The 20,379-nt window shown below is 50.7% G+C and carries 16 protein-coding genes; all 16 read right to left on the bottom strand.

Annotation, left to right across the window (positions count from 1 at the left end; genetic code table 11):
* Nucleotides 1-3: 3 nt before the first annotated feature.
* Complete coding sequence (locus SK50_RS22635; RefSeq protein ID WP_001568071.1) at nt 4-792, bottom strand: DsbA family protein; 789 nt, start codon at nt 790-792, stop codon at nt 4-6.
* Between the two features lie 118 nt (nt 793-910).
* Nucleotides 911-1,495: a fertility inhibition protein FinO gene (locus SK50_RS22630; RefSeq protein WP_001568072.1), complete on the bottom strand. Its 585-nt coding sequence runs from the start codon at nt 1,493-1,495 to the stop codon at nt 911-913.
* Nucleotides 1,496-1,593: 98 nt separating this feature from the next.
* Complete coding sequence (gene traX / locus SK50_RS22625) at nt 1,594-2,316, bottom strand: type-F conjugative transfer system pilin acetylase TraX (RefSeq protein ID WP_001568073.1); 723 nt, start codon at nt 2,314-2,316, stop codon at nt 1,594-1,596.
* Nucleotides 2,317-2,396: 80 nt separating this feature from the next.
* Nucleotides 2,397-7,652 carry a conjugative transfer relaxase/helicase TraI gene (traI, locus tag SK50_RS22620; RefSeq protein WP_001568074.1) on the bottom strand — a complete coding sequence of 1,752 codons (5,256 nt, stop codon included), beginning with the start codon at nt 7,650-7,652 and terminating at the stop codon, nt 2,397-2,399.
* On the bottom strand, nt 7,652-9,859 hold the full coding sequence (gene traD / locus SK50_RS22615; RefSeq protein ID WP_001568075.1) for a type IV conjugative transfer system coupling protein TraD: 2,208 nt from the start codon (nt 9,857-9,859) through the stop codon (nt 7,652-7,654). The genes traI and traD overlap by 1 nt, the downstream gene beginning before the upstream one ends.
* 184 nt (nt 9,860-10,043) lie before the next feature.
* Nucleotides 10,044-10,775 (bottom strand): conjugal transfer complement resistance protein TraT, encoded by a 732-nt coding sequence (gene traT / locus SK50_RS22610; protein WP_045889127.1) that lies wholly within the window; start codon nt 10,773-10,775, stop codon nt 10,044-10,046.
* 177 nt (nt 10,776-10,952) lie between these two features.
* A complete protein-coding gene (locus SK50_RS23595) occupies nt 10,953-11,483 on the bottom strand; it encodes a hypothetical protein (protein WP_001568077.1) in 531 nt (176 codons plus the stop codon).
* Nucleotides 11,484-11,485: 2 nt separating this feature from the next.
* Nucleotides 11,486-14,335: a conjugal transfer mating-pair stabilization protein TraG gene (gene traG / locus SK50_RS22605; RefSeq protein WP_001568078.1), complete on the bottom strand. Its 2,850-nt coding sequence runs from the start codon at nt 14,333-14,335 to the stop codon at nt 11,486-11,488.
* Nucleotides 14,335-15,705, bottom strand: a complete 1,371-nt coding sequence (traH, locus tag SK50_RS22600) for a conjugal transfer pilus assembly protein TraH (protein ID WP_001568079.1) — start codon at nt 15,703-15,705, stop codon at nt 14,335-14,337. The genes traG and traH overlap by 1 nt, the downstream gene beginning before the upstream one ends.
* A complete protein-coding gene (gene trbB, locus SK50_RS22595) occupies nt 15,692-16,228 on the bottom strand; it encodes a type-F conjugative transfer system pilin assembly thiol-disulfide isomerase TrbB (protein ID WP_032160235.1) in 537 nt (178 codons plus the stop codon). The genes traH and trbB overlap by 14 nt, the downstream gene beginning before the upstream one ends.
* A 19-nt stretch (nt 16,229-16,247) precedes the next feature.
* The gene (gene traQ / locus SK50_RS22590) at nt 16,248-16,481 is read right to left on the bottom strand and encodes a type-F conjugative transfer system pilin chaperone TraQ (protein WP_001568081.1); all 234 of its coding nucleotides are present in this window, start codon (nt 16,479-16,481) and stop codon (nt 16,248-16,250) included.
* 10 nt (nt 16,482-16,491) lie between these two features.
* Nucleotides 16,492-17,241: a type-F conjugative transfer system pilin assembly protein TraF gene (gene traF, locus SK50_RS22585; RefSeq protein WP_001568082.1), complete on the bottom strand. Its 750-nt coding sequence runs from the start codon at nt 17,239-17,241 to the stop codon at nt 16,492-16,494.
* A 15-nt stretch (nt 17,242-17,256) separates the two neighbouring features.
* Nucleotides 17,257-17,589, bottom strand: coding sequence for a hypothetical protein (locus SK50_RS22580; RefSeq protein WP_001568083.1), 333 nt, complete (start codon nt 17,587-17,589; stop codon nt 17,257-17,259).
* A complete protein-coding gene (gene trbE / locus SK50_RS22575; protein ID WP_001568084.1) occupies nt 17,586-17,846 on the bottom strand; it encodes a conjugal transfer protein TrbE in 261 nt (86 codons plus the stop codon). The genes SK50_RS22580 and trbE overlap by 4 nt, the downstream gene beginning before the upstream one ends.
* A gap of 12 nt (nt 17,847-17,858) precedes the next feature.
* Nucleotides 17,859-19,751, bottom strand: a complete 1,893-nt coding sequence (gene traN / locus SK50_RS22570) for a type-F conjugative transfer system mating-pair stabilization protein TraN (protein WP_048230010.1) — start codon at nt 19,749-19,751, stop codon at nt 17,859-17,861.
* Nucleotides 19,748-20,374 (bottom strand): type-F conjugative transfer system pilin assembly protein TrbC, encoded by a 627-nt coding sequence (trbC, locus tag SK50_RS22565; RefSeq protein WP_001568086.1) that lies wholly within the window; start codon nt 20,372-20,374, stop codon nt 19,748-19,750. The genes traN and trbC overlap by 4 nt, the downstream gene beginning before the upstream one ends.
* Between the last annotated feature and the right edge of the window lie 5 nt (nt 20,375-20,379).

Raw genomic sequence — 20,379 nt, 5'->3', positions numbered from 1 at the left:
TCTTTATTTCCCCTGCGCTTTATTAATCGCCTGCTGGATATTTTCAGCCTCAGTCATTCCAGCGAAAACCGTCGTATTATCTTCTGTTGCCCCCTTAACGGGCATGATGACAATACCCGGAGTCCCGGTCAAACCAATGGTGGTGGCAATATCATTGATATCGGTCAGCGTGGAATTAATTTCATCGATCGTGTTTTTACTGAACTTCATATTTTCTGAATATTTCCCGATAGCATCCTGGGTTAGTTTTCCTTCATTAAGTCCGGAGCTATAAATGCCATTGTGATATTTGAGGTAAGCCTCCTCGCCTTTTTCTTTCCAGACCTGCAATCCGGTTTTCGCTGCCAGTAAAGATTCTGGCCAGCGGCTGCCAAACACCGGCCACTCCATGAAGTAGTAGCGCACGTTCGTGTTGGCCTTCATGACCTTCTCCAGCTCAGGCGCCAGCCGACTGCACCAGATACACTGATAATCAAAGAACTCGACCACCATGACAGATCCGCCTTCTGCTCCCCAGGAGGGGATGCGTTTATCCGCCATTATCCGGGCCTGTTGTGCGAGTGCGGCCGTTTTTAATCCCCGGGCCTGTTTTTCCTGTTGTTCCTGCTGTAACGACTCACTCATCTGGATAAGAATATCCGGATGTGCACGCATATAATCTGCGGCTATTTCGCCAATCCGCTTTTCCTGCTCGGGAGTAAATGCAGAACTCGTGTCGCTCGCAAATGAAGGTAAGGAATTAAATAACATGGCGGTAATAAGCGGAGCTGCTAAAACAGTTTTAAGCTTCATAAATATCCTTTTCAATGACAAAGTGTAACGTGCAGATATTATCACTCTGCCAGCGTATTCAATTACGCGAGCAGAGTTAAAAAGGGAATACAGATTAAATAAAAAGAATTAATACAATTTAAATGATTTCATTCTGAATTCTGGCCTGTTGCTGTCGCTGTTTTTCCAGACGCAGCTGAGCATACTTTTCTTCATCCGGGGTCACGACACTCACCGGGTTACCGTGTAAGTCAACTCGTTCAGCACCGGCGATCATCGATGACAAGTAAAGTTCAGACCGTGTAATACTTTTAAGGCATTTAATGGCCTGTTTATGGGACAACGGTATTCCCCGTTCGGCAATATCCTCAAAAAAGGCCTCCCGGATGCCGATGGCCAGCAGGTGAGGCGCTTCCCCCTTGAACAGCCCAGGCCACCACACCTTCAGGGTATCAATTGCATCCTGCAGCTCCGGCAGGCAAAGATAACGAACTGGACGGACGATCCTTTCCGGTTTGTCTGGTGTTGTCGGCACGGGGGCAGCAGGTGCCACCGGTTCCGTTTTTCTGGCCAGTTTCTCTTTCTTCACTTTCCATGCCGGCGGGGTGGTCACATTCACCACCTGCTTACGGCGGACAACACGGGCTGTATCAGCACCGGATTCCGGTGTTTTCTCCCCCGGCTTTCTTTTGAGGCTGAGAGTGGGACGTTTATCTTCCGTCATAGGTTAAGGTTTTCCTGCAGTTAATACTGTGCGGGTAAGATACGCCAGGTTGCCTGCCTGATCATCCTTCTGCCTGTCGCCCGACTACGTTCTGTCCGTCACCCGGCCAGAATACCGAGCACCGCAAGGTGAATAGTGTAAAACAGGACAAAAAAATGCGCTGGCCAGAATCGCTTTACCTGCTTCCCGATATCCGAGCAGACACCCACAACAAGAAGTGCAATTGCCAACCCCGCCACAGCCTGCCCGGCATCATGGATATTCATAAGCAAAACCATGACCGCCCAGAGTACAGCATAGCCTGTTCTTTCCACCGGCTCTGTGGCACGACAAAGCCGGTAACTATTGATCAACATGAATACTCCGGCCAGACCATAGCTGTCAGTGGAGAGCGGCAACCAGGCCACCACTATCGCGAGCGCCAGCAGCATATCGTTGCGGCTTCTCAGACTGAACCAGCGCATCGCCTGTCCGGTAACGGCGAACGTAAAGAGGATATTCCCCATATACCAGGGATACCCCACCAGAATAAACGACCCCTGAGCTATCAGCGCCCAGCACCAGAGTTGGTTCAGTTGTGACTGGCGAATGACAGCGTGCCGGGCCAGGTTCATTCCCCAGACAAGCCCGAACAGCGGAAAGCAACCGCGGCCCAGCAGTCTCATGACTTCATTGTTTCCTGCCAGTAGAAGACCGGTATGATCAATCACCATCAGTACCAGAGCGACGGTTTTAATCATATCCGTCTGTCCGGGAGTCCAGGTCAAAAGGCGTTGCAGCCAACTGTCCGTCATGCTGAGAAAGGTACCCTGTGCTCTCATATCATATTCCTTTTTAGCGCTCCGGCATGTTCCCCGATTTTAATCGGGGAACATGCCGGAGCAGACAAGCCGCAGGCGCGTCAGTCGCCTCCGAGTGTTTTTTCCCGGGTCAGATCCCGGACCATATCCCGTTCAATTTGCTGCAATCTGTCCTGCTGCTGATTATCGGCTACCACTTTCTGAACAGCCTCATTTCTGAGACGGTTTTCTGGTTCATCCGGAAGCTGGAATCGTTCATGCTGCCCCTTCTGTCGTTCCAGACCGCGAACCACATCCGTGATAATGTCCTTGATCTGCTCACCCACTTCGTCTTGTTTACGCTTTTCACCGGTCAGTTCACGAGCCGTTTCCTGTGCCTGCTTTTCAATCTGCTTGCGTTGCAGTTCTTCTGCCGTTTTTTGAGCAAGCAGGTCAGGTGGTAGCGGAATATTTGCACCGCTCCCCCCCGTAACCACGGCGTCTATATCGCCCCAGACCCTGCCGCCGGTGATGGCGCCAGGGTTCCATGGACGGTCGTCGCCGGCAAGGCGAACCACCACGCCACTGTCCGGATTATCCCGGGCAATTCTGACGCCCTCTCCCATGTTCCCGGCGAGCAGGCTTTCCCCATTCCTGCTTCCCTGCAGGGCGACAAAACGGGCCTCTTCATTCCCCATAACCCGCCCTTCCCCACCGATAGCCTGCAATCGCCCATCCTTATCCGTCAGTGGGCTCAGCCATATCCCGGCGGATTTTCCATTACGGTCAAATGCAGGTAACGCGACATGCGGTAACGGATACTTTTTCCCCGGGGAGATAAATTTCCCTGTGGACTGCCCGCGGGCGATACCTGATTGTTGCAGTGCTGCACGTCCGGCCGGACTCTCCGTCAGGGGAATGGCGCGACCAAACATCTGCTCTGCGCTTTTAACAGCGCGATCGTTAAGAGGCTCCAGAACATCATGCGCGCTGGCTTTCTCCTGAGAACGGCTTACCGCATCCGTCCATCCTTTCCGGTCATCTGTATATACCTGCGTATGCTGTTTCATACGGGAGAGCGCTACATACGCTGATTCGAAGCTGACCATCCGTTCCCTGGCGCCAGTCACACCTTCCAGTTCAATTGAAAAGGGCTCGCTTGCCCCCTGCGCACCGTGTGTGGTGATGGCATAAGCCAGATCAACATGCGCTTCAGCTTTATCCGCAGCGGGCGTTACCGTTCGGGTACTTTTTCCGTCATTCAGCGTGACACTGTCACCAGATATGCTTTCCACTCGCCACACACTATTCGCCACGTAGCCACGTTCGGTATCACTTTTACTGAAGCGCATTCTGTCGCCGGGCGAAACGGTAATACTCTCCTGGCGGTATAACGTGACACCTTCTGCAGAAGCCTCTCGCGGTGAAATCAGGCGTTCGGTACCTTCGTCACTACGAAGCGTAATCAGCTGGTCTGCTTTACTGACGCCCACTATCTGGTGGTACTGGTTATCCACCAATGCGATGGCACCTTTATGTGCTTCCCAGGTCGAAACCTTACGTAGTTCGCCATCCCGGATATTACTGGTCACCAGAACTGGCAGCGTGACACTGTCCTCCCCGAGCTCACCGTTCCGCATTTTTTCATCATGGATCATACGGTTCAGCACCCGACGGTCATCATTCAGGTGGGTAATAATCAACGTTTGTGCCTGTGCACTTTCCGTGCGTCCGGTATAGTCCCTTACGATGGCGTCATAGAGACTGACGGGCGAGATACTAGGCAGAACTTCGCCTTCACCGATGGCTTTCTGAATCGCTTTCTCCTGTTCTGGCGTGAATTCCATGACTGAGCTTTCAGGTACCCATGCGTTCTCCTTTCGGGGAACCTGGGCGGGTTCGACTCTTTCAATGGTGGAAAGTGCACTGTGTATATCCCGGTCAATAAGGCTGTACACCGCCGGGCGGAGTTCAGGCACCTGTCGCACGATCTCCTGCATGATGGCCACATCGGCCGCACTGCGCTTCTGCATAAGCCGGAAAGGCTGACCGGGGGCAATAGACTGCAGCTGATCAGTATCACCGCTGGAAACCGCACGACCACCACCGGCCGCGATCAGACTCATGGCCTTTGCCGTATCGGATAGCCCCAGCATCGAACTCTCATCCACCAGGAAAAGTGTGTTGCTGAAATCCGGAGTCTGGCCGCTTCGCATCAGAAGCTGTGTATCATGCAGGAAAGAGGCTGTGGTCTGTGCTTCCACACCGGCGCTCTGCATTTCTCCCACCGCACGGTGTGTTGGACCGAGGCCGATTACCTTCGGACGGGAGTCTTCCGGCAACAAATTCACCGCCGACATCACCGCCCGGAACTGCGTGGTTTTACCCACGCCGGCATAACCCTGAACCAGCGTGAACCTGTCCCGGGTTTCCAGGATCATACGGGTGGCATTTCGTTGTCCCGATGTCAGCCCTTCCATCAGCGTACCTGGTACTTTGGCCATTAACGGCGTAACGGCGTTCTTACCCTCAAGCACCATCGTGAGCAAACTTTTCTCTGCATCCCAGGTCTGCCGGGAAATCAGCAGATCGTTGCCATGGCCGGCAGCGACATGAACGTGCAGCAGATCGCCTGATTTAATCTGTTCTCCTATAGTTTTTTCGATATCGGAGAACGGAACGGTACCGTCAGAAAACTCATGAGCGGCGACAAGTAACTGAGGCCGGGTAAACGTGAGCTTATCGCTTTCCAGCGACGGAACCGCCAGATGGATTGCCTGTTCAGCCGGTGTATGCAGCTGGCTTTTCTGGTGAGCAATTGCTGCGCTGATATCCTGCTCGCCCGCACGGGTTTTCAGCTGTTCGGTTACCACACTGAACGCTGTATGGCGCCCGAGTTTCTCAACCGTTTTTTGCTCATTCTGCGCAGAGTACAGTCGAACCTGGCTGCCGCTCTGCGCCAGGGCATTGAGGGTGGCATTGTCCAGTTCACGCTGTGACAATGAGGCGAACACCGTTGCGGTTTCACTGACTGACCTGCCCGGGTTTTCCACCCAGCCGTGACCGACCTTGATCCCTGTAAAGGGCGTATTGCCGGCGGCCAGCTTCTGGGTGGTCTTCTGACCGGGGTGCTGTACGGTCAGGACACCATTCTCCGCTTTCAGCACCTGAACCGTATCGCCCCCCTTCAGCCGGGTTTCCGGAATTTTCCCCAGAATGGCCAGCCGTTCTCCTTCCGCCACAGGCAACTGCTGAGGACGAAACAGCGTCCAGGTATTATCAACGGCGGAGACTTTGAGATTCAGTGATTCTCCCTTTTCATCTTTCAGGGTCAGGGTATTACTGACAGCGGTCACGCGATCGATAATAAACCGGTCATGGATGCGTTTTTCCGGATCCCAGCGCTCCATCACCATTCCCTCACGATAATTATCGCGGATACCCCGGTTTTTACTGTCCAGCCAGACCGGCGTCAGCGCCGTAATGGTTTCCTCATGACTGCCTATCAGGCCTTCATTTCTGAGATTTTCACGGATTAGCCCTGTCAGGATCCCCTGCTCCCGGGGACCGCGTATCTGAACCACGCTTTCCTGACCATCCCGGACGCTGGCAACAAAGTCACTGGCCATTCTGGTAAAGCGTTGATTCCTGTCCGGCTCGCTGATAACCGATGCTGTAGTCTGCTTTCCACCCTGCCATTTATACGCCGTCACACCACTCTCTTTCATGACGGTCAGCGCGCTGCCGGTACCGCTTCGTTTTCCACTGTCTGACATCAGGATCTGAACATTATTACGCATGGCGCCATCGAGCAGATTGATGGTTTCTTTCAGGCTGAGTTTTTCAGCCTGGTCGATTATCAACGTCCCTCCTGGAACAAAGGCAGTACCGTCCTGCAGAGCGCTTTTACCAGTGATGATTTCGCCTGCAAGTTTTTCTTCTTTCAGCAGAAACTCCAGGGAACGGTTATCTGCCGCGATGATATGGACATCCCGTCCCTGCTCACGTGCCATCATGGCCATTTCAGTCACTCGTTCGCGTTGCCCTGCAGCCCCACCTTGACCCGATACAATCCCGATTGCAGGGCGATCCTGAGCCAGAACGGTAACCGCATCACTGAACGACGTCTGACGCGCGGTTGCCTTTTCCGGGACCATACTGACGTGGTTCTGGCGTAATACTTCCTGGCTCAGGGCTCTGACGGATAATTCATCGAGAACATGTATCCCGGAGGTGAAAATCCCTTTTTCCCGGTCAAGCGGGATAAGTTGTTCCCTCCCAATGGCGGCTTCAATACCGGCTCTTGCCGTCTCGATGACACCCGGGCGGGCCTCCATCTGGCTGACCGTTCTGGCCAGCAACTCCGTATAGGTAAACTGAACTTTACGATCGCTTAACCCGGAAATAGCCTGCGTAACTATATCGTCAACATTTGGTCCAGCTGGCGCTTCCGGAGAAGGAACTTCCCGTTGTGTTTTCGCCCGCTGATCGGCAGCCTCACGATATTCCTTAAGGTTAAACCCGGTCTCTTTCAGAGTGGAAAGCCACTCCGTCACCTTCTGTGCCGGGTCGAGAGTTTCCTTCGCTTTGCGGGTATCGAGAGTGGCCACATCCCGAGATTTCAGTGATGCATCGGGACCGGCAGCGGCATTGATTTCCTGGGTACGCGTCGAGAAAGGCTCAACGGGAACGTCTTTCATCTCCCACATACCGTGCTTGCCGACCACCTCTGTTTCATACCCCAGCCCCTCAACCAGGGGTTTCAGCACTTCACGGTATATTTTTCCGAACGCAATCTGGTTGGCATACACGTTTTCGATAAAACCGGTTTTTCCTACCGTATCGGTACCCAGCGACTGCCATTTATCGCCATTCTGTGTAGCATTTATCACCACCGCATGAGTATGAATCTGAGGCTCCTGGTTGCGGTTGGTATCGTGGTTAAATTTCGCCACAATCAGGTTGCCGGTCAGCACTGTTTCAGATTTTCCGTCCACCATCACCCTGGTAGCTGCGAGGGTTTCAACCTGACGAATAGCTTCAGTGACCGCCTGGTTATGCGCCTCGATAAGGCGTTTGTCACCACCCAGCATAGCCATGACGGATACACTTTTTGGCGCGGAAAAGGTCAGGTCATAACCAGGGCGGTGTTTATTCATACCGTCCTGGATCCGGCTCAGGTCGCTGCCATCCGGCAGCTTCCCTTTCAACAGTTCGGTAAACAGGGCCTTATCCACGGTTTTTCCTTCAAGGCCCAGCGCCTCAGCACCTTTCCCCTGCCAGCGTTCATCCATGCTGCCGATAACGTAATAATTATCTTCTTTGGTGTAATAATCTCCGGCTTTACCCGCGGATTTCACTGAACCAATTGACATCATCAGAAGTTACTCCCCAGATTGATATCATCACGATCAACATGATGACTATGGTTGATGTTGACCTCTTCACGACGATGCATATCCCTCAAAACATCAGAACTGGACTGCCACTCATCCCAGGCATTCATATCCTCAATTTCCCCGTCTTTATTCACGCCCGGGGGTAATGGAAGTTGTTCTTCAGGTTTTTCATGAAGTTCCTGTTCAACACCGCCAGCCTGGGTCACCGATGCGCTTGCGGCGGCTGCCGCTGCACTTGCAGGTTTGTGGAACGTGTTACTGGCAGTAACCGGCGGAACTTTTGCCTTATCCTCCTGAGGGGTGGGTACGGCCGCTATCGGTGACGCAGGCTTTTCGTCGGTCTTCTCAACCGGCACAGTTTCAACCGGATCTGGCATAAACAAAATCCGGGCGCTCTGCCCTTCAGCTTCACGCGCAGCAAGCACCGCAGCCAGCTTGTCATCAATAGCCTGATTGAGCTGGCGTGGAATAAAGCCTTCGGCAATTTTGGGGCGGGGTTTATATTTCAGTGCCAGTTTAACTGCCGGATATGGCCCGGGCAGCGTGACGTAACAGGATAAATCCGGCAGGGTCTGGATATCGGAATAGCTGACAATCGTTTCCCGTTTCTGCTCCTTACCGGTGGATACCCCATCACGTACCGGGTCAGCACCGTAGGAGTAGTTCTCACTTGCCTTCTTGATCTCTTTCTCACCTATTTCGCCAGCAGCAAATTCAGCAATACCTTTACTGGGCGAGCGGAAGAATGCGCGGGTATTCATCACGTCGAACAAGGTTGCTGCGGGTTTCACGCCATAGATATCTTCCAGCTGGGCGTAGGACTGAATCCCGAATACATAGCAGCCACCGAATTTTCGGGCTTCCGGGAGGATCTCCACCAGGTCCGGTAACTTATGCAATGTCGGTAATTCGTCTGCAAAAATCCAGACACGACGGTTACGGTTTTCCCCCATTGCCAGCAGACCGCGAATGGCAATCGACAGCCACATCGAGATAACCGGCTTCAGGGAAGCGTGGGTGTCAGCGTTGGAGGAGATAAACAGCCAGCCGTTGGGCTGGTCCTCACGGACACTGCGCATCCAGTCCCGGATGGTGAACGGCTCGCCGTTCTTCTCAATGCCCTGCAGGTAGCGAATGGCCTTAACGTAGTTGGTCAGCACCGCACGGATACTGATGGCGGTTTTCTCAATCTTCTCTTCCACCAGGTTTGCCGCTGGCGTATTCTGCAGATAGGCGCGCAGCTTGTCGATCTTGATGGAGAGCATAGTATCAACCAGCTTCTCATAGCTGCGGTCCTTGTCCTCACGCATCAGGTAGGCACCTTCGGCAAAGATGGTGCGACCGGAACCCTGCCAGAACGGGTCCTCTTTGGTTCCCATCGGAATCAGGGTATTAGAGACGTTGTCGAAATCCGGCAGCGTCAGGCACTCTTTCCACAAATCCCAGGCTGCACAGCGCGAATCCAGCGGGTTGAGAATTTTATCAATAGACGGGTCGTAATAACTTTTGACGAACTCACAGGAGCGGTCGTAGATGATGGCCATATCCCCACGGGCACGGACATAATTTAACAGTCGTCGGATAACTTCTGATTTACCGGAACCAACAGTACCATGAAGACAGAAATTCTGAATTTCGGAGTTTAGTAAAATAGGCAGGTCACCGATTTTAATATCAGAGGCCATACCATCCCGCTTCATCTTTCTGGCTACTTCTTTTGGCTTTTCTGATAGCTGACGGCCTCCCGTCACTTCATCTTCACTTTGTTGTTTCCCCTGATGACCTAATACCCAGCTGGCGACAAAGAAAGCAACAATACAAATAATCAGGGAAACTGTTCCGGCAAAGACAAACCCGGTCCACAACTGCTCCCCACACCAGATAGTGTATTTATCCTTGAGTATTTGCTCCGACGTATACTGCAACTGTTGTCCATAATAATTAATGGTATATACGGACTGAGACCGGATGATATCTCTCATCGGTCCAAGCGTTGTACACCACCAGTATACGGCACCGTTAACAAAGGTTTGCCAACTCAGGCGATACATTAATATCAGCCCGCAAAGCACCCAAAAAAAGAGGAACAGTACATATAGAATAATATTGGCAATCTGACCAAACATACGAAAACGCATGCTCGCTATTTGACCGCCCTGTGTCATATCTTTGGCGTTAAAACTCATGGCAATAATCCATCAATTAACCACTGAAAAGAATTCCGGCCGCAGCCGGCAACGCCTCACAGGCACACAAAATATTTGCGTGCCTGTGAGGCGTTATCTGAATTTACTGAAGCACCGGCATTACCGGATAGAGACGCAACTTTAATCCAACAGAGAAATCATCTGGAAAATTGGATTGAACACATTACAGAATATTAGAAATAGATTTCGCAAGTTGGTCTTCAAGAACTGGCTGAGCTTCCGGGAATTTTAGATTAACTTTATTGGCATTCGAGACAATACGGGTCTGGTATTTATGCTGATTACCTGTTTCTGAACTGGTCTGTACCTTCGCTCCGGACGTCCCCTGGCGCAATACGGCAACGTTATCTGTCTGAACCTTTGTCGAGGTTCTTTCTGCGATCTGGACATCAGTAACCATCGTATAGTTAACATCTTCCACCATCGCGTCTGCCGCCATTCCAACCAGTCCAGCTGCCAGCCCTACTCCTAATGTAGCCCCTGCTGAATTTGAGTTATAAGCTGTTATACCAGCACCCAGAGCAGCAGCTGTCGCAGCCCCTTCATATCCCTTACTTAACCACCCCTGTGACTCTCGCAAATCCATCTTATCTGCTTTCAGTACATTAGCCTGTATCCAGTACCCAGCAGTATCCGGATTAGTCACCACCTGGTAACCTTTTGCTGTCACTGCGCTGGCAATCTTAGCCTGCAGTCCGCTCATATCTTTATCTGAAGTATTTTTTATTTGCAGAAATACCGTGTGATTATTAGAGGGTTCTAACCAGATAGTCTCACTCATTTGAGTTTTGACATCGAGGTTTCGTTTTTTAATTGCAGTACCCATCGCACCACAACCAGACAACACCAACACTGAACTTATGACAATAATAGCCATAGAATTATTTATTTTCATCTTTCACCTTCAGATATAAACAGCATCATTTTAAATGCAATGTAAATTAACTATTGATACATATGATAAACAACGACACATCAAACAAAGGGAGAGTTAAGGCGTTAATTATCTGCATCAACGCCCTTTAATCTAAAAAATCCCAATCAATAGTATTAACTTAACTTCAAGAAAAACTTAGCTATTAAGCCTATTGCTTTTAAATGTACTTATTGCGGATGTAAGCAATGATAGTTGATATCGCCCAAAGTCTAAATGCATTACCACACCACAACAAATAGTTGTTAAAATAATCATGAATGCAAAAGGTAATGGTGAGTTATAATACACACGATTGAATAAGGCAAGCAGAACGATCACAACCATATATGTAATCGTGTATACCATAATTTTTTTACCAAAGAATCGATATAAAAATGAATTAAGTCTAAAGGTTCTTGGCACTGACAAAAACAGCGAACGCGCACTAGCGACGCCAAGCATAATTATGAACCCAACACCGCATGGAAAAATCATCGCGCTAAATATATATCTGCTTGAAAAAAAACCACTTTCGACACTAATTACAGAACAAAGTGCATTCCAAGCAACTATAACCAGTCCAGGCCATAAACATGTCCAAAAGGAAGGTATGTCCACTTCCCCTTGTGAAAGTATATGTTTTAACTCTTCCACCTCTTCAAAAATGACTTTATTGTTAATCATCATTCTCATTTCTTCCCATCAAGATAATCCTTTTGAAGTTTAGTAGCCCTTTCCTCAAGCTCTTTGGAAGAGGCTGCTCCCGGCATATTACTTACCTTTCCCTTCTTCTCATTATATGTATTATGGAAGTTATTTCCCTCTGTTTTATGGTTGTTTTCCAGATCTGCATGCTGTTTTTTAACGTCATTTTCTTGGTTGATTATTTCCTGCCGAGTATTTTGGTGAGCCTGTCTGTTCTCCGAAACCAACGTACCCACGCTCTTACCAACATCCTGTTTAATGCCTGCATGTGCGGTCATATTGTCAATACTTCCGGAATGCTGACCATAGTCAGAAGCAACGTCTTCTCTGCCTCCACTGGTTGAAACACCGCCCATATTATTTCCGACCGTTCCTCTGGCTTCCTGGTATGCCCCATCAATTTTCGGCTCTACCTGAGATTTTACAAAGTCTCTGGCCAGGGCCTCTCGTTGTGCGGCAATTTCAGGTGAACTGGTATCCGTCAGAATAGCCTCTGCATTCTGCGGCGCCTGTCTCTGGACAAAATTAGCAAACTGTTGAGTTAGGTTTTCGTTCATCTGTCCGCTCATGCTCTCAGTACGTGAAGCCATTTCACTATATTCATGACTGCGGGTCTTACTGGTTGTATACTGGTCATAGCTGTTTTTCGCGCTGGACAACGATGCTGCAAACTGGTCAACACGGGAAGATGCATTATTATCAGTAACATTTCCAGAAGTTGTAGTTTTGTGGCTAGTAAAGTAATCAGAAGCTTCTCTGAAGTCTTTGGCTGCCTGACTGCTAGTATCGTGTCTACTGTCATGTGACTCCCGCCCTGAAGAACTGACATTATCAGTATCGCCCGAGCTATGGGTCCACCCGGCACTCCCTTTTACACCCGCTTCCGCAGATAGCCCAGTTCCCCACTTGCCTAATTTACCGAATAGTTGATCTCCTGAGCTCCACTTACCAGATGCATGAATATCCGCAGCTTGAGAACTTTTAGTCGAATCATCCATTAATTGTTGGAACGACTCCTCATTGCTGATGTTATTTGCTTTAGCATTAGCAACAACAGCATTCCACATTTTGCTTCTGGCCATCGTATCCTGAGAGGATTCAGTACTGTCTGCCCCCGTCGTCATTGAGGAACTGGTCCCCATATTGGTACCGAACTGCTTCAGGGTATTCCAGGCGCTCGTTACGCTCTGGTTATAACCATGCAGGGCGCTTTCAGCCTGTACTTCTGATTCTCTGGCCATCTGCTGCTGTGCGCTGGCAATTTGACGTCCGACGTTGATATCTACCGGCAGTTTCGACATGGCGCCACTGGTATCCCAGACCATTGAACCATCCCGTGTCTGGGTTCCCATACCACCGTTAGAGAGCTGCCGGGTCATCTGGCCAAATGCAGTGGTGCTGTTAGTATTCCAGCTGTTCCCGCTGACATTATCAGTCTGCATATTGGCGTAAGAGTAATTCCCGTCTACAACACCGGAAGCCGCCTGAGAGGTGGCACTGAGGCCAGAGGAAGCAAAATGGCTGTAGATATTTGAGAAACCTGCCCCCACGCTTTTTATCATCATCCAGGCCAGGCCAGGAATCATCAGCGAGATGTAACCTGCGGTCGTGGCAATATCAGAGTCACGCAACTGTACCTGTGACATTTCAGATAACACCACCGGCGTGGCATTTTTGGCAGCATAGAACGCCATGGCACTGTTCAGGATGGCGTATAAAATCGGCCAACACTGCAGCCACATCAGGGCGACAACATACCCCTTCAGCACCTGCATGGTCAGCATGTTGAACATGGCCGCCATCACAATAATCGGGAACATGCCAATCATCATCCCGAGAATAACGGTCTGCATCATCGGCAACGTTCTCAGTGCCTGCTGCCCCATTGATGCCTGCGCCAGACGCTGTTTTTCCAGTGATGATGTGGTGGCAATATTGATCAGGCTCGCCGAATCTGCACTGCGGGCTGCATAACTCTGTATCCCACTTCTCAGGGCATTGATGGTGACATTCTGACGGATAATCTGGCTGGCAGACTGGCTGTTGTGATAGAACGTCTGGTAACTATCGCCCAGTAAACTGGACATCAGCACATCCGGGTTCGGACGGCCACCAAAAATCTGGCGGACATAATAGTTCCAGGTTTTTCCACCCGTCTGGGTATCCAGCGCCAGCGCTGACTTCAGATCGACTGACGCTTCAAGACAGGTTTTAAACTGGTTGTTTTTGTCAAATATGCCTCTTAACGGGCTGGGGTTAGAAAAAATCAGCGTATAGGGATCTGTTGAATGCATCAGGTCTTCGAACGAATATTTGTGATTCAGCAGCATATCGCCAATAACGCAGTTCTGAACGTAATCGGAGAACAGCGTGACAATCTCCGGATTCTGCGACATAAAATCGGTACTTTTCGCCACCAGGTTGCTGCCAAAGAGCATGCCCGTTTTGCTGTAGACCGAACTGTCCGGCAGTGTCATCACCATTTCATAGCTCTGTACAAACGCGTTCCCGATGCGCGTCGTAAGGGATGCCGGAATCGCAAGGCCAATCGGCACATTATCCACCTGATACACCGATGAGGGTTCAGAGTAATCGATGACCTGTACTGGGGTTTTTATTAAAACGAGCATCGATACCAGTGTCAGCGAGAATACCCATCCCAGCATATCCATCACGCTGTGTTTTTTAATCCAGCTCCCTGCCACGATCAAAACGGAAAAACCGATACACATTCTCTCGATAATTTTCCAGTTTTCGGTCTGCATAAACGCCGCAACGGCGTTCAGTACATGCCGGTACCAGTCGCCCCCGGCGATAACATACACTTCCTGCATCACATACCTCCGCCAAAGTGGTAATTGTTCTGGTAGCGGGTCATCATCCTTGCTGATACCTGCTGACGCATGTAACTCATCTGGCGATCGACAACCAGTAAGGCATCCTGTTGGACCTGTACGCGCGCCTGGAACGTGGCGATTTGCTGCGTGGCCTGGTCAAGGTTCTGCAGGATCATATCTATTGTCGCCTGCGGGTAATTCCCGGTCGCCATCATGGCGCGGGCCTGCTGAATAAGTTCCTGGATGTACTGCAGCAGAATGTCGTAACCGATATAGTCGGTCAGTTGATAAAGCAGCGAGTTAGACACCCCAAGCATCTGGGGATCTACCAGGTATTTGAATACCGGGATAGTAGTGCTTGAAATAAACCCTTTCTCCTGCTCAGTCAGTTTTTCATCAGCAACGGCCTTGTTCTGGATACTGTTGAGTAGTTTCGAAATCTGGTTCTTCAGCGCCTTATCCGAGGCGATGGTGACGGTGGCATCTGCCACGACCTTGAGGCATTTATCCGAATCATTGCAGTGATAGATTTTAGCGCTGCCCCCTTCCATCATGGCCTTGATCAAATCCTGGTCGGTAGTGCGCGCCGGCAGCGGTGTGATTTCGCCGTTCTCACCGAATATCAGTGTCCCGGTTAAGGTCATGATGAACTCTTTAAGCTCCTTATTACCGTCAAAGAGCCGGTTTTTTGACAGACCGTTCCACATGATGTTGATGTTTTTCATCACGCGTTCCTTGTCTTTATCGCTCGCTTTATCCTGGACGCTGTCCATCTTTCCGCCCACAGTGCATCCCTGTCGGGATGCAGCCCAGTCAGCGAAGATGTTACTTTCACCGGCAATGTCCTGGCAGACCTTCTGCTGCGCAACCTGAGTTCGGGGAAACAGACCACCGACGATGCCTTGCGCAGCCTGGCATGAACTGAGGTTGGTGCTGTTGATGTCGCTGGCCATCTTCTGCAGGAAGTCTTTTGCCGTTTTAATTTCAGGAACTGTGGTCTGCAGTGCCAGATCGAAAAAGTATCCTGCGGAGTTACTCATTATTTGTTTGGCGAAGCGCTGCAGCTGTTCACTGTTGATAAAGCTGAATGAACCGAGATACGCATCGATACCGCCGCAACCGGCATTAATATCCGGCAGAGTCATACTGACCAGCTGGATGGTTTTCACCTGTGTTCTGGCATACAGAGAACCGCCCGAAGCGTAGCCCGCGGCCTGCCCCTGCCATACCTGCGGCTGAGACGTATTTGAGGCAAACCCGAGCTTATTGAAAAAGTTGTTCATGTCGCCGTTGACGTCTGCGGCTGCCGAGAAGGACAACCCGAGCAACAGGCCGCTGAGCAATGTTACCGACTTAACCTTGTCCATTTTTCGGTGTCTCCATCATCTGAAATAAGGTATCGAGCCGGGCCATAAAGCCCTGAGCATCCGTTGCGCCCTGCAATATCGGGAAAGCATCGAGCGTGTTCACGTTGACAAGAAACGTGGTTGGCGTGGCGACCGGAATGTTAGGGAAAAAGGTCTTCATCACTTCAGGTGGAGCGGGTAGCGCCTCCGGGAATGCCTGATCGCCCTGACCATCCAGCGTGTAAGGAAAGACCGAAAACCCATGCTGCGTTGACAGCGTTTTGAGTACCGGATCAAATTGATGACAGTACGGACAGTGCCCCTGCATAAACAGCACCACCTTCCACTCCGCCAGATTCACCTGACGACCGTTACTGAGGCGGTACCAGACAGGAGCCGCTCCGGTCCGGGGTGGTGTGGCGGTTACCACTGGCGCCTGATCTGCCGACTCTCCGGTCAGACCTTTCGGGTTGTACAACGATTTCACCTCATCAAGCGTGCCGGCCTGAGCAAATGTTGACAGCAGCAGGACGAAGAAAAGCATTACCGGCCGCGCGCGGTGATTAATGTTCAGGATGATTTTCACGGTCCTTTTCCTCTTTCTCAGCCTGCGCAATCAGGGCATTAATGATGCGGTAACCACCGAAAATCATCATGGCTATACCCAGTCCTTCTCCCATCTCAACAGCCATCTCCGGTTGTTTACGCACCAGACGGGCAATGAGATGGAAAAACACGCCGACGGCCACCACCCATGTTCCCGTGATATCCAGATCTGGCATGCGAAATTTACGCATCACGCTCTCCTTAAAAATTGGGTTTAAAGTCGTTGGAAACATAGAGAAACTGCTTCGCCAGATCGTCCTGGCTGATGAAGCCGTAACTGAGCGGTTTAACCTGTCCGCTTTTCGGGTCAACCAGCATCATGGCCGGAAAATACTTCACGCCGAGCCGTTCTGCCTGTCCCTGGTCCACGCGTGAGTCCGGTAGTAACGGGTTAACCACGCCATCAACAGAGACGGAGATAACACTCAACCCGTAGGTCTCACGGAAGTTACTCAGCACCTGAACCAGTTGCCCGTCAATTGGCTCCCGGCCGCGGTAAAAGAACATCACACCGAAATGCTGAGCAATGGCCGATATGGCTTTACGCTGTTCCGCGTAATCGGCCGCGAGCTGGTTTTTAACCGTGCCGTTGTAGTGGCTGAACTGTAGGTTGTAATCGAGCTCCGGATGTTCAAGAAACGCTTTCTTGGCGCTCATCGAAAATAAGCCTGCCTGCTGCGTCCAGTAATTCTGGAGGCGGAAATATTTCACAAAAGCCGGTACCGATGGATACATAATGGCTTCGGCTAATGCTTTTTTCGTTGCCTGCTGCAGAGCTGCCTGCTTCTGCAGAATATCCATTTGCTGGGGTGGCTGCGGGTTCGGCTGTGGATCCGGGTCGGTTGTTTTCAGTGGTTCGTTATACCACTGCCATCCCGCATCCTTCCCCCAGGCAGACATAACGGCGCAACCCAGCACAACGGGCAGCAGTACGAGCCGTTTCATTTTCATGGGACACCTTCATCTTTATTTCTGATGTTTATTACCGGACAAAGCGTTATAGATAACGCCTTTATTTATCTGAATTTCGTGACCTGTGTTAATTTGCTTCCCTGAAAAACCAGTGTCATTGCAGAACACCGCATAATCATGAAACGTTAAATCCTGACGATAGTCATTTTTTATTACCCAGGCGATACCTGAACTTTTTTCACAATTAACACCATAAAACTGATTGGTAATATGAAAAAGTACCTCTCGCTTATCCCGGATGAGTCCGTAACACATCATACCCGTCATAAATAAGATAAACACAGCAACGATCGCGATAACCGGCCATTTAGGGTTTTCCTCTTTCATTCCCCCCTCTCTTTTCTTTTTGTTCTGTTTTCGCCAGCGGGTTTCAGCAGGTCTATCAGTGAAGATAAAAAGCCGTACAGAAGAAACCAGAACCCACCGAGGATAGTGATGAAAAACACAGCAGTGATAATATCACTGCCCGTGGTTTGTTTTACCGTATCCCATGACCATATAATTACCGGTGATGAGACAATAACAGTGAGGCATAATCTAATCAGGAAATCCGTAACACAGCCTGAAGAGAATATAACTTTCATTTTACCCCCTGATTATTTCGAGGATTGCTGACTCATAATTTCTTTTATACGCTCTTTGGTTTTATTGGTGAGCGCATCGTTATCCGGAATTTTTTGATTCTTCATCAGGTCTTCCATGAAATTAGTGAAATCGAGTGAGTCGAAATTAATACGCTGGAGTTCATCAACCGTGATACCGCGGCAATTCGGACTGCTGGCGCCACCAAAACTGATATGCAGCTGGCCATTCCGGCCCTGTTGCTGAACAATCTGCGCCAGTTTTGAGTCGAACTGGCAGTAGCTTCTTTTTTTCTCCAGGCAAACACCCAGCACCTTTTTAGAGCAGAATTCCCCCACACTGACGGTCAGCTTATCTTTCTTGGCTTTAGCGAGGGCTTTTTCGTCACTGCTGCAGCGCGCCAGCCCCACATCCTGGCCCCAGTCGCTGTCTTTGCAGCAGTTACTGAAGCCTGCTGCAAATTTTTTACAGTATTTCGCTTTCCCGGTGAACGCCCTGACATCCACCCCGTTCAGTGCCGCAACGTCCTTCCCTGCCGCCGCCAGGGCGGCGAGCTCCGCCACTGCCTGACCAAAATCATTGTTTTTGCCGCTGGCCGCTTTATCGCATTCACCATCGAGACAGAACACGTCCCCGCCACAAATCATCTGTTTACCGGTGGTTCTGGTTTCGCAGGAGTACGTGGCATATTCATGAAGACAGGTTCCGTCATCAGAAGTGAATGCGCATTGCCGGGATGCCAGCGTACAATTATGGTTGTCCATCAGTGTCTGGCATGAACCGTAATCAGAAGGTTGGGTAATATACGTATCACGGTATTTCCAGCAGGCCTGGTAGACCTGGTAAACATTACCATCCTGGTTAACCGTCCGGTTTCCGCCTGGCTCAATGCATTCCGTCGTGGTCTGCTTGCCTTCGTCTTTACTGAATGGACAGAACTCGACCCATTTCACGTCCGGAACCCATTTTTTTTCCGTCACACGCATGGTCAGCGTGACACTCATCCAGGCCTCTGAACCGCCCTGTAACCAGTTTTGTGTCTTGCGGGCATATTCCCGGCAACGACTCTGCTTACCGCTAAGGCAGTTCTTGTTGAGGATGACGCCCTGCGGAGAAGAGCCGCCCTCGGTCAGATAGGCGCCAGTCGCCCCAGGAAGGGACCAGCTGTTGTCCCTCTTGGCAACGGAGTCTTCATTTACTCCCCACCAGGTCATGCGGTAGTACATATTTTTGTCATTAAAATGCAGCGCTGCTGATGCACTCAGGACCGTTCCCGTGGCCGGAGCGCGGAATGTCAGCATCACACTTTTGTTACCGTCATAGCTGTAGCTGAACTGGTTATTCGGCACGGTATACGTTTTGATAACCGTGGTTTCCTCATAGTGTCCGGTTATCGTGGCTGTTCGTGTACAGTACTGCTCAACCTGCAGGTCACGTTCACAGGTGTAGTTTTTAAATTCACTCCGGTTAACGATTTCCGCCTTACACTCCTGTCCGGTATTGCCGATGATAGTGTCGGATCGTGATTCAATATCTTTGGCGTTCTGGATAAACGGGGCGTCCGGAGAGATGCTGTCCGGAGGACGGTTGGTAAATGACTCGGTAATACTTTGTCCGACTTCACTCCCGGCCCACTGGGAAGCAGAGTCATTTTTCAGTGAGCTGTCGCCACCGGCTGTCACGCCACCGTAGTATTTCTTTTGCTCGGGATCTTTCGTATACCCCGGCAGATTCTGCTCGCCGTTGAAGTTTTTCAGGGCATCAAGACCGCCCCCCTGTACCTGTTTTGCAAAGTCAGAACCTGCCCTGTAATCCGTGTTACTGTCCGCGCAGGCTGGTCCTGCAAACCAGATAAACGTCCCCAGAACCAGGGCATGAACAAAGAGAATGGCCGGAAGTGTTCTCATTGGTTACCTCCCAGCATATGACGGGCGATATCCGCACAGTCCCCTTTCTCCGCCACCTTTTCCAGCGCCTGTTTCAGCCGGATATTGCCCCGAACCACATCAAACCCTGCTTTGCAGCGCACCACGAGGGCGGGCACGCTGCGAATGTTGTATTGTGAGTAAAGCGTCGGGTCGATCTGGACGCCGTCTGTAACTCCATCCTTAACCAGCCGCATCACCGCATCGGTGGTTGCCTTCATGTCGTTATTGACCAGTCCGCGCAACGTGGCCGGAATGCCATACTGGCGGGTTTCATGCAGCATGCGTTTCAGACCTTCCTCCGGCACAGAAAACGACACGAAGTACAGCGCACCTTCAGAGGGTTTTCCCTGTGCTGACGCCCTTTGCTGGCTGGCCAGATTATCGATGTACTGGCGATCGGCTTTCGCCAGGGGGTTACGGTTAATCTGCGCTTCCAGTTCCTGCTGCAGCTGCTTGTCCGGGTGCTGGCGTAACTGCTCGCTGAAGTCTTCCTGGTGCTTCAGCCACTCCCGGTCAGCCGTTGTCGGGCTCCCCGGACTGCCAGCTGCCACAGCGGTACCGGTGAGTAAAAGCGTGAGGATAAAAATATTCAGTTGTGTCACAGAAG

The organism is Enterobacter sp. BWH64 (genome assembly GCF_001037645.1).
Lineage (GTDB): Bacteria > Pseudomonadota > Gammaproteobacteria > Enterobacterales > Enterobacteriaceae > Enterobacter > Enterobacter hormaechei_C.
Note: the sequence above shows the minus strand (reverse complement) of the source record. Positions and strands in the feature narration are given on the sequence as shown.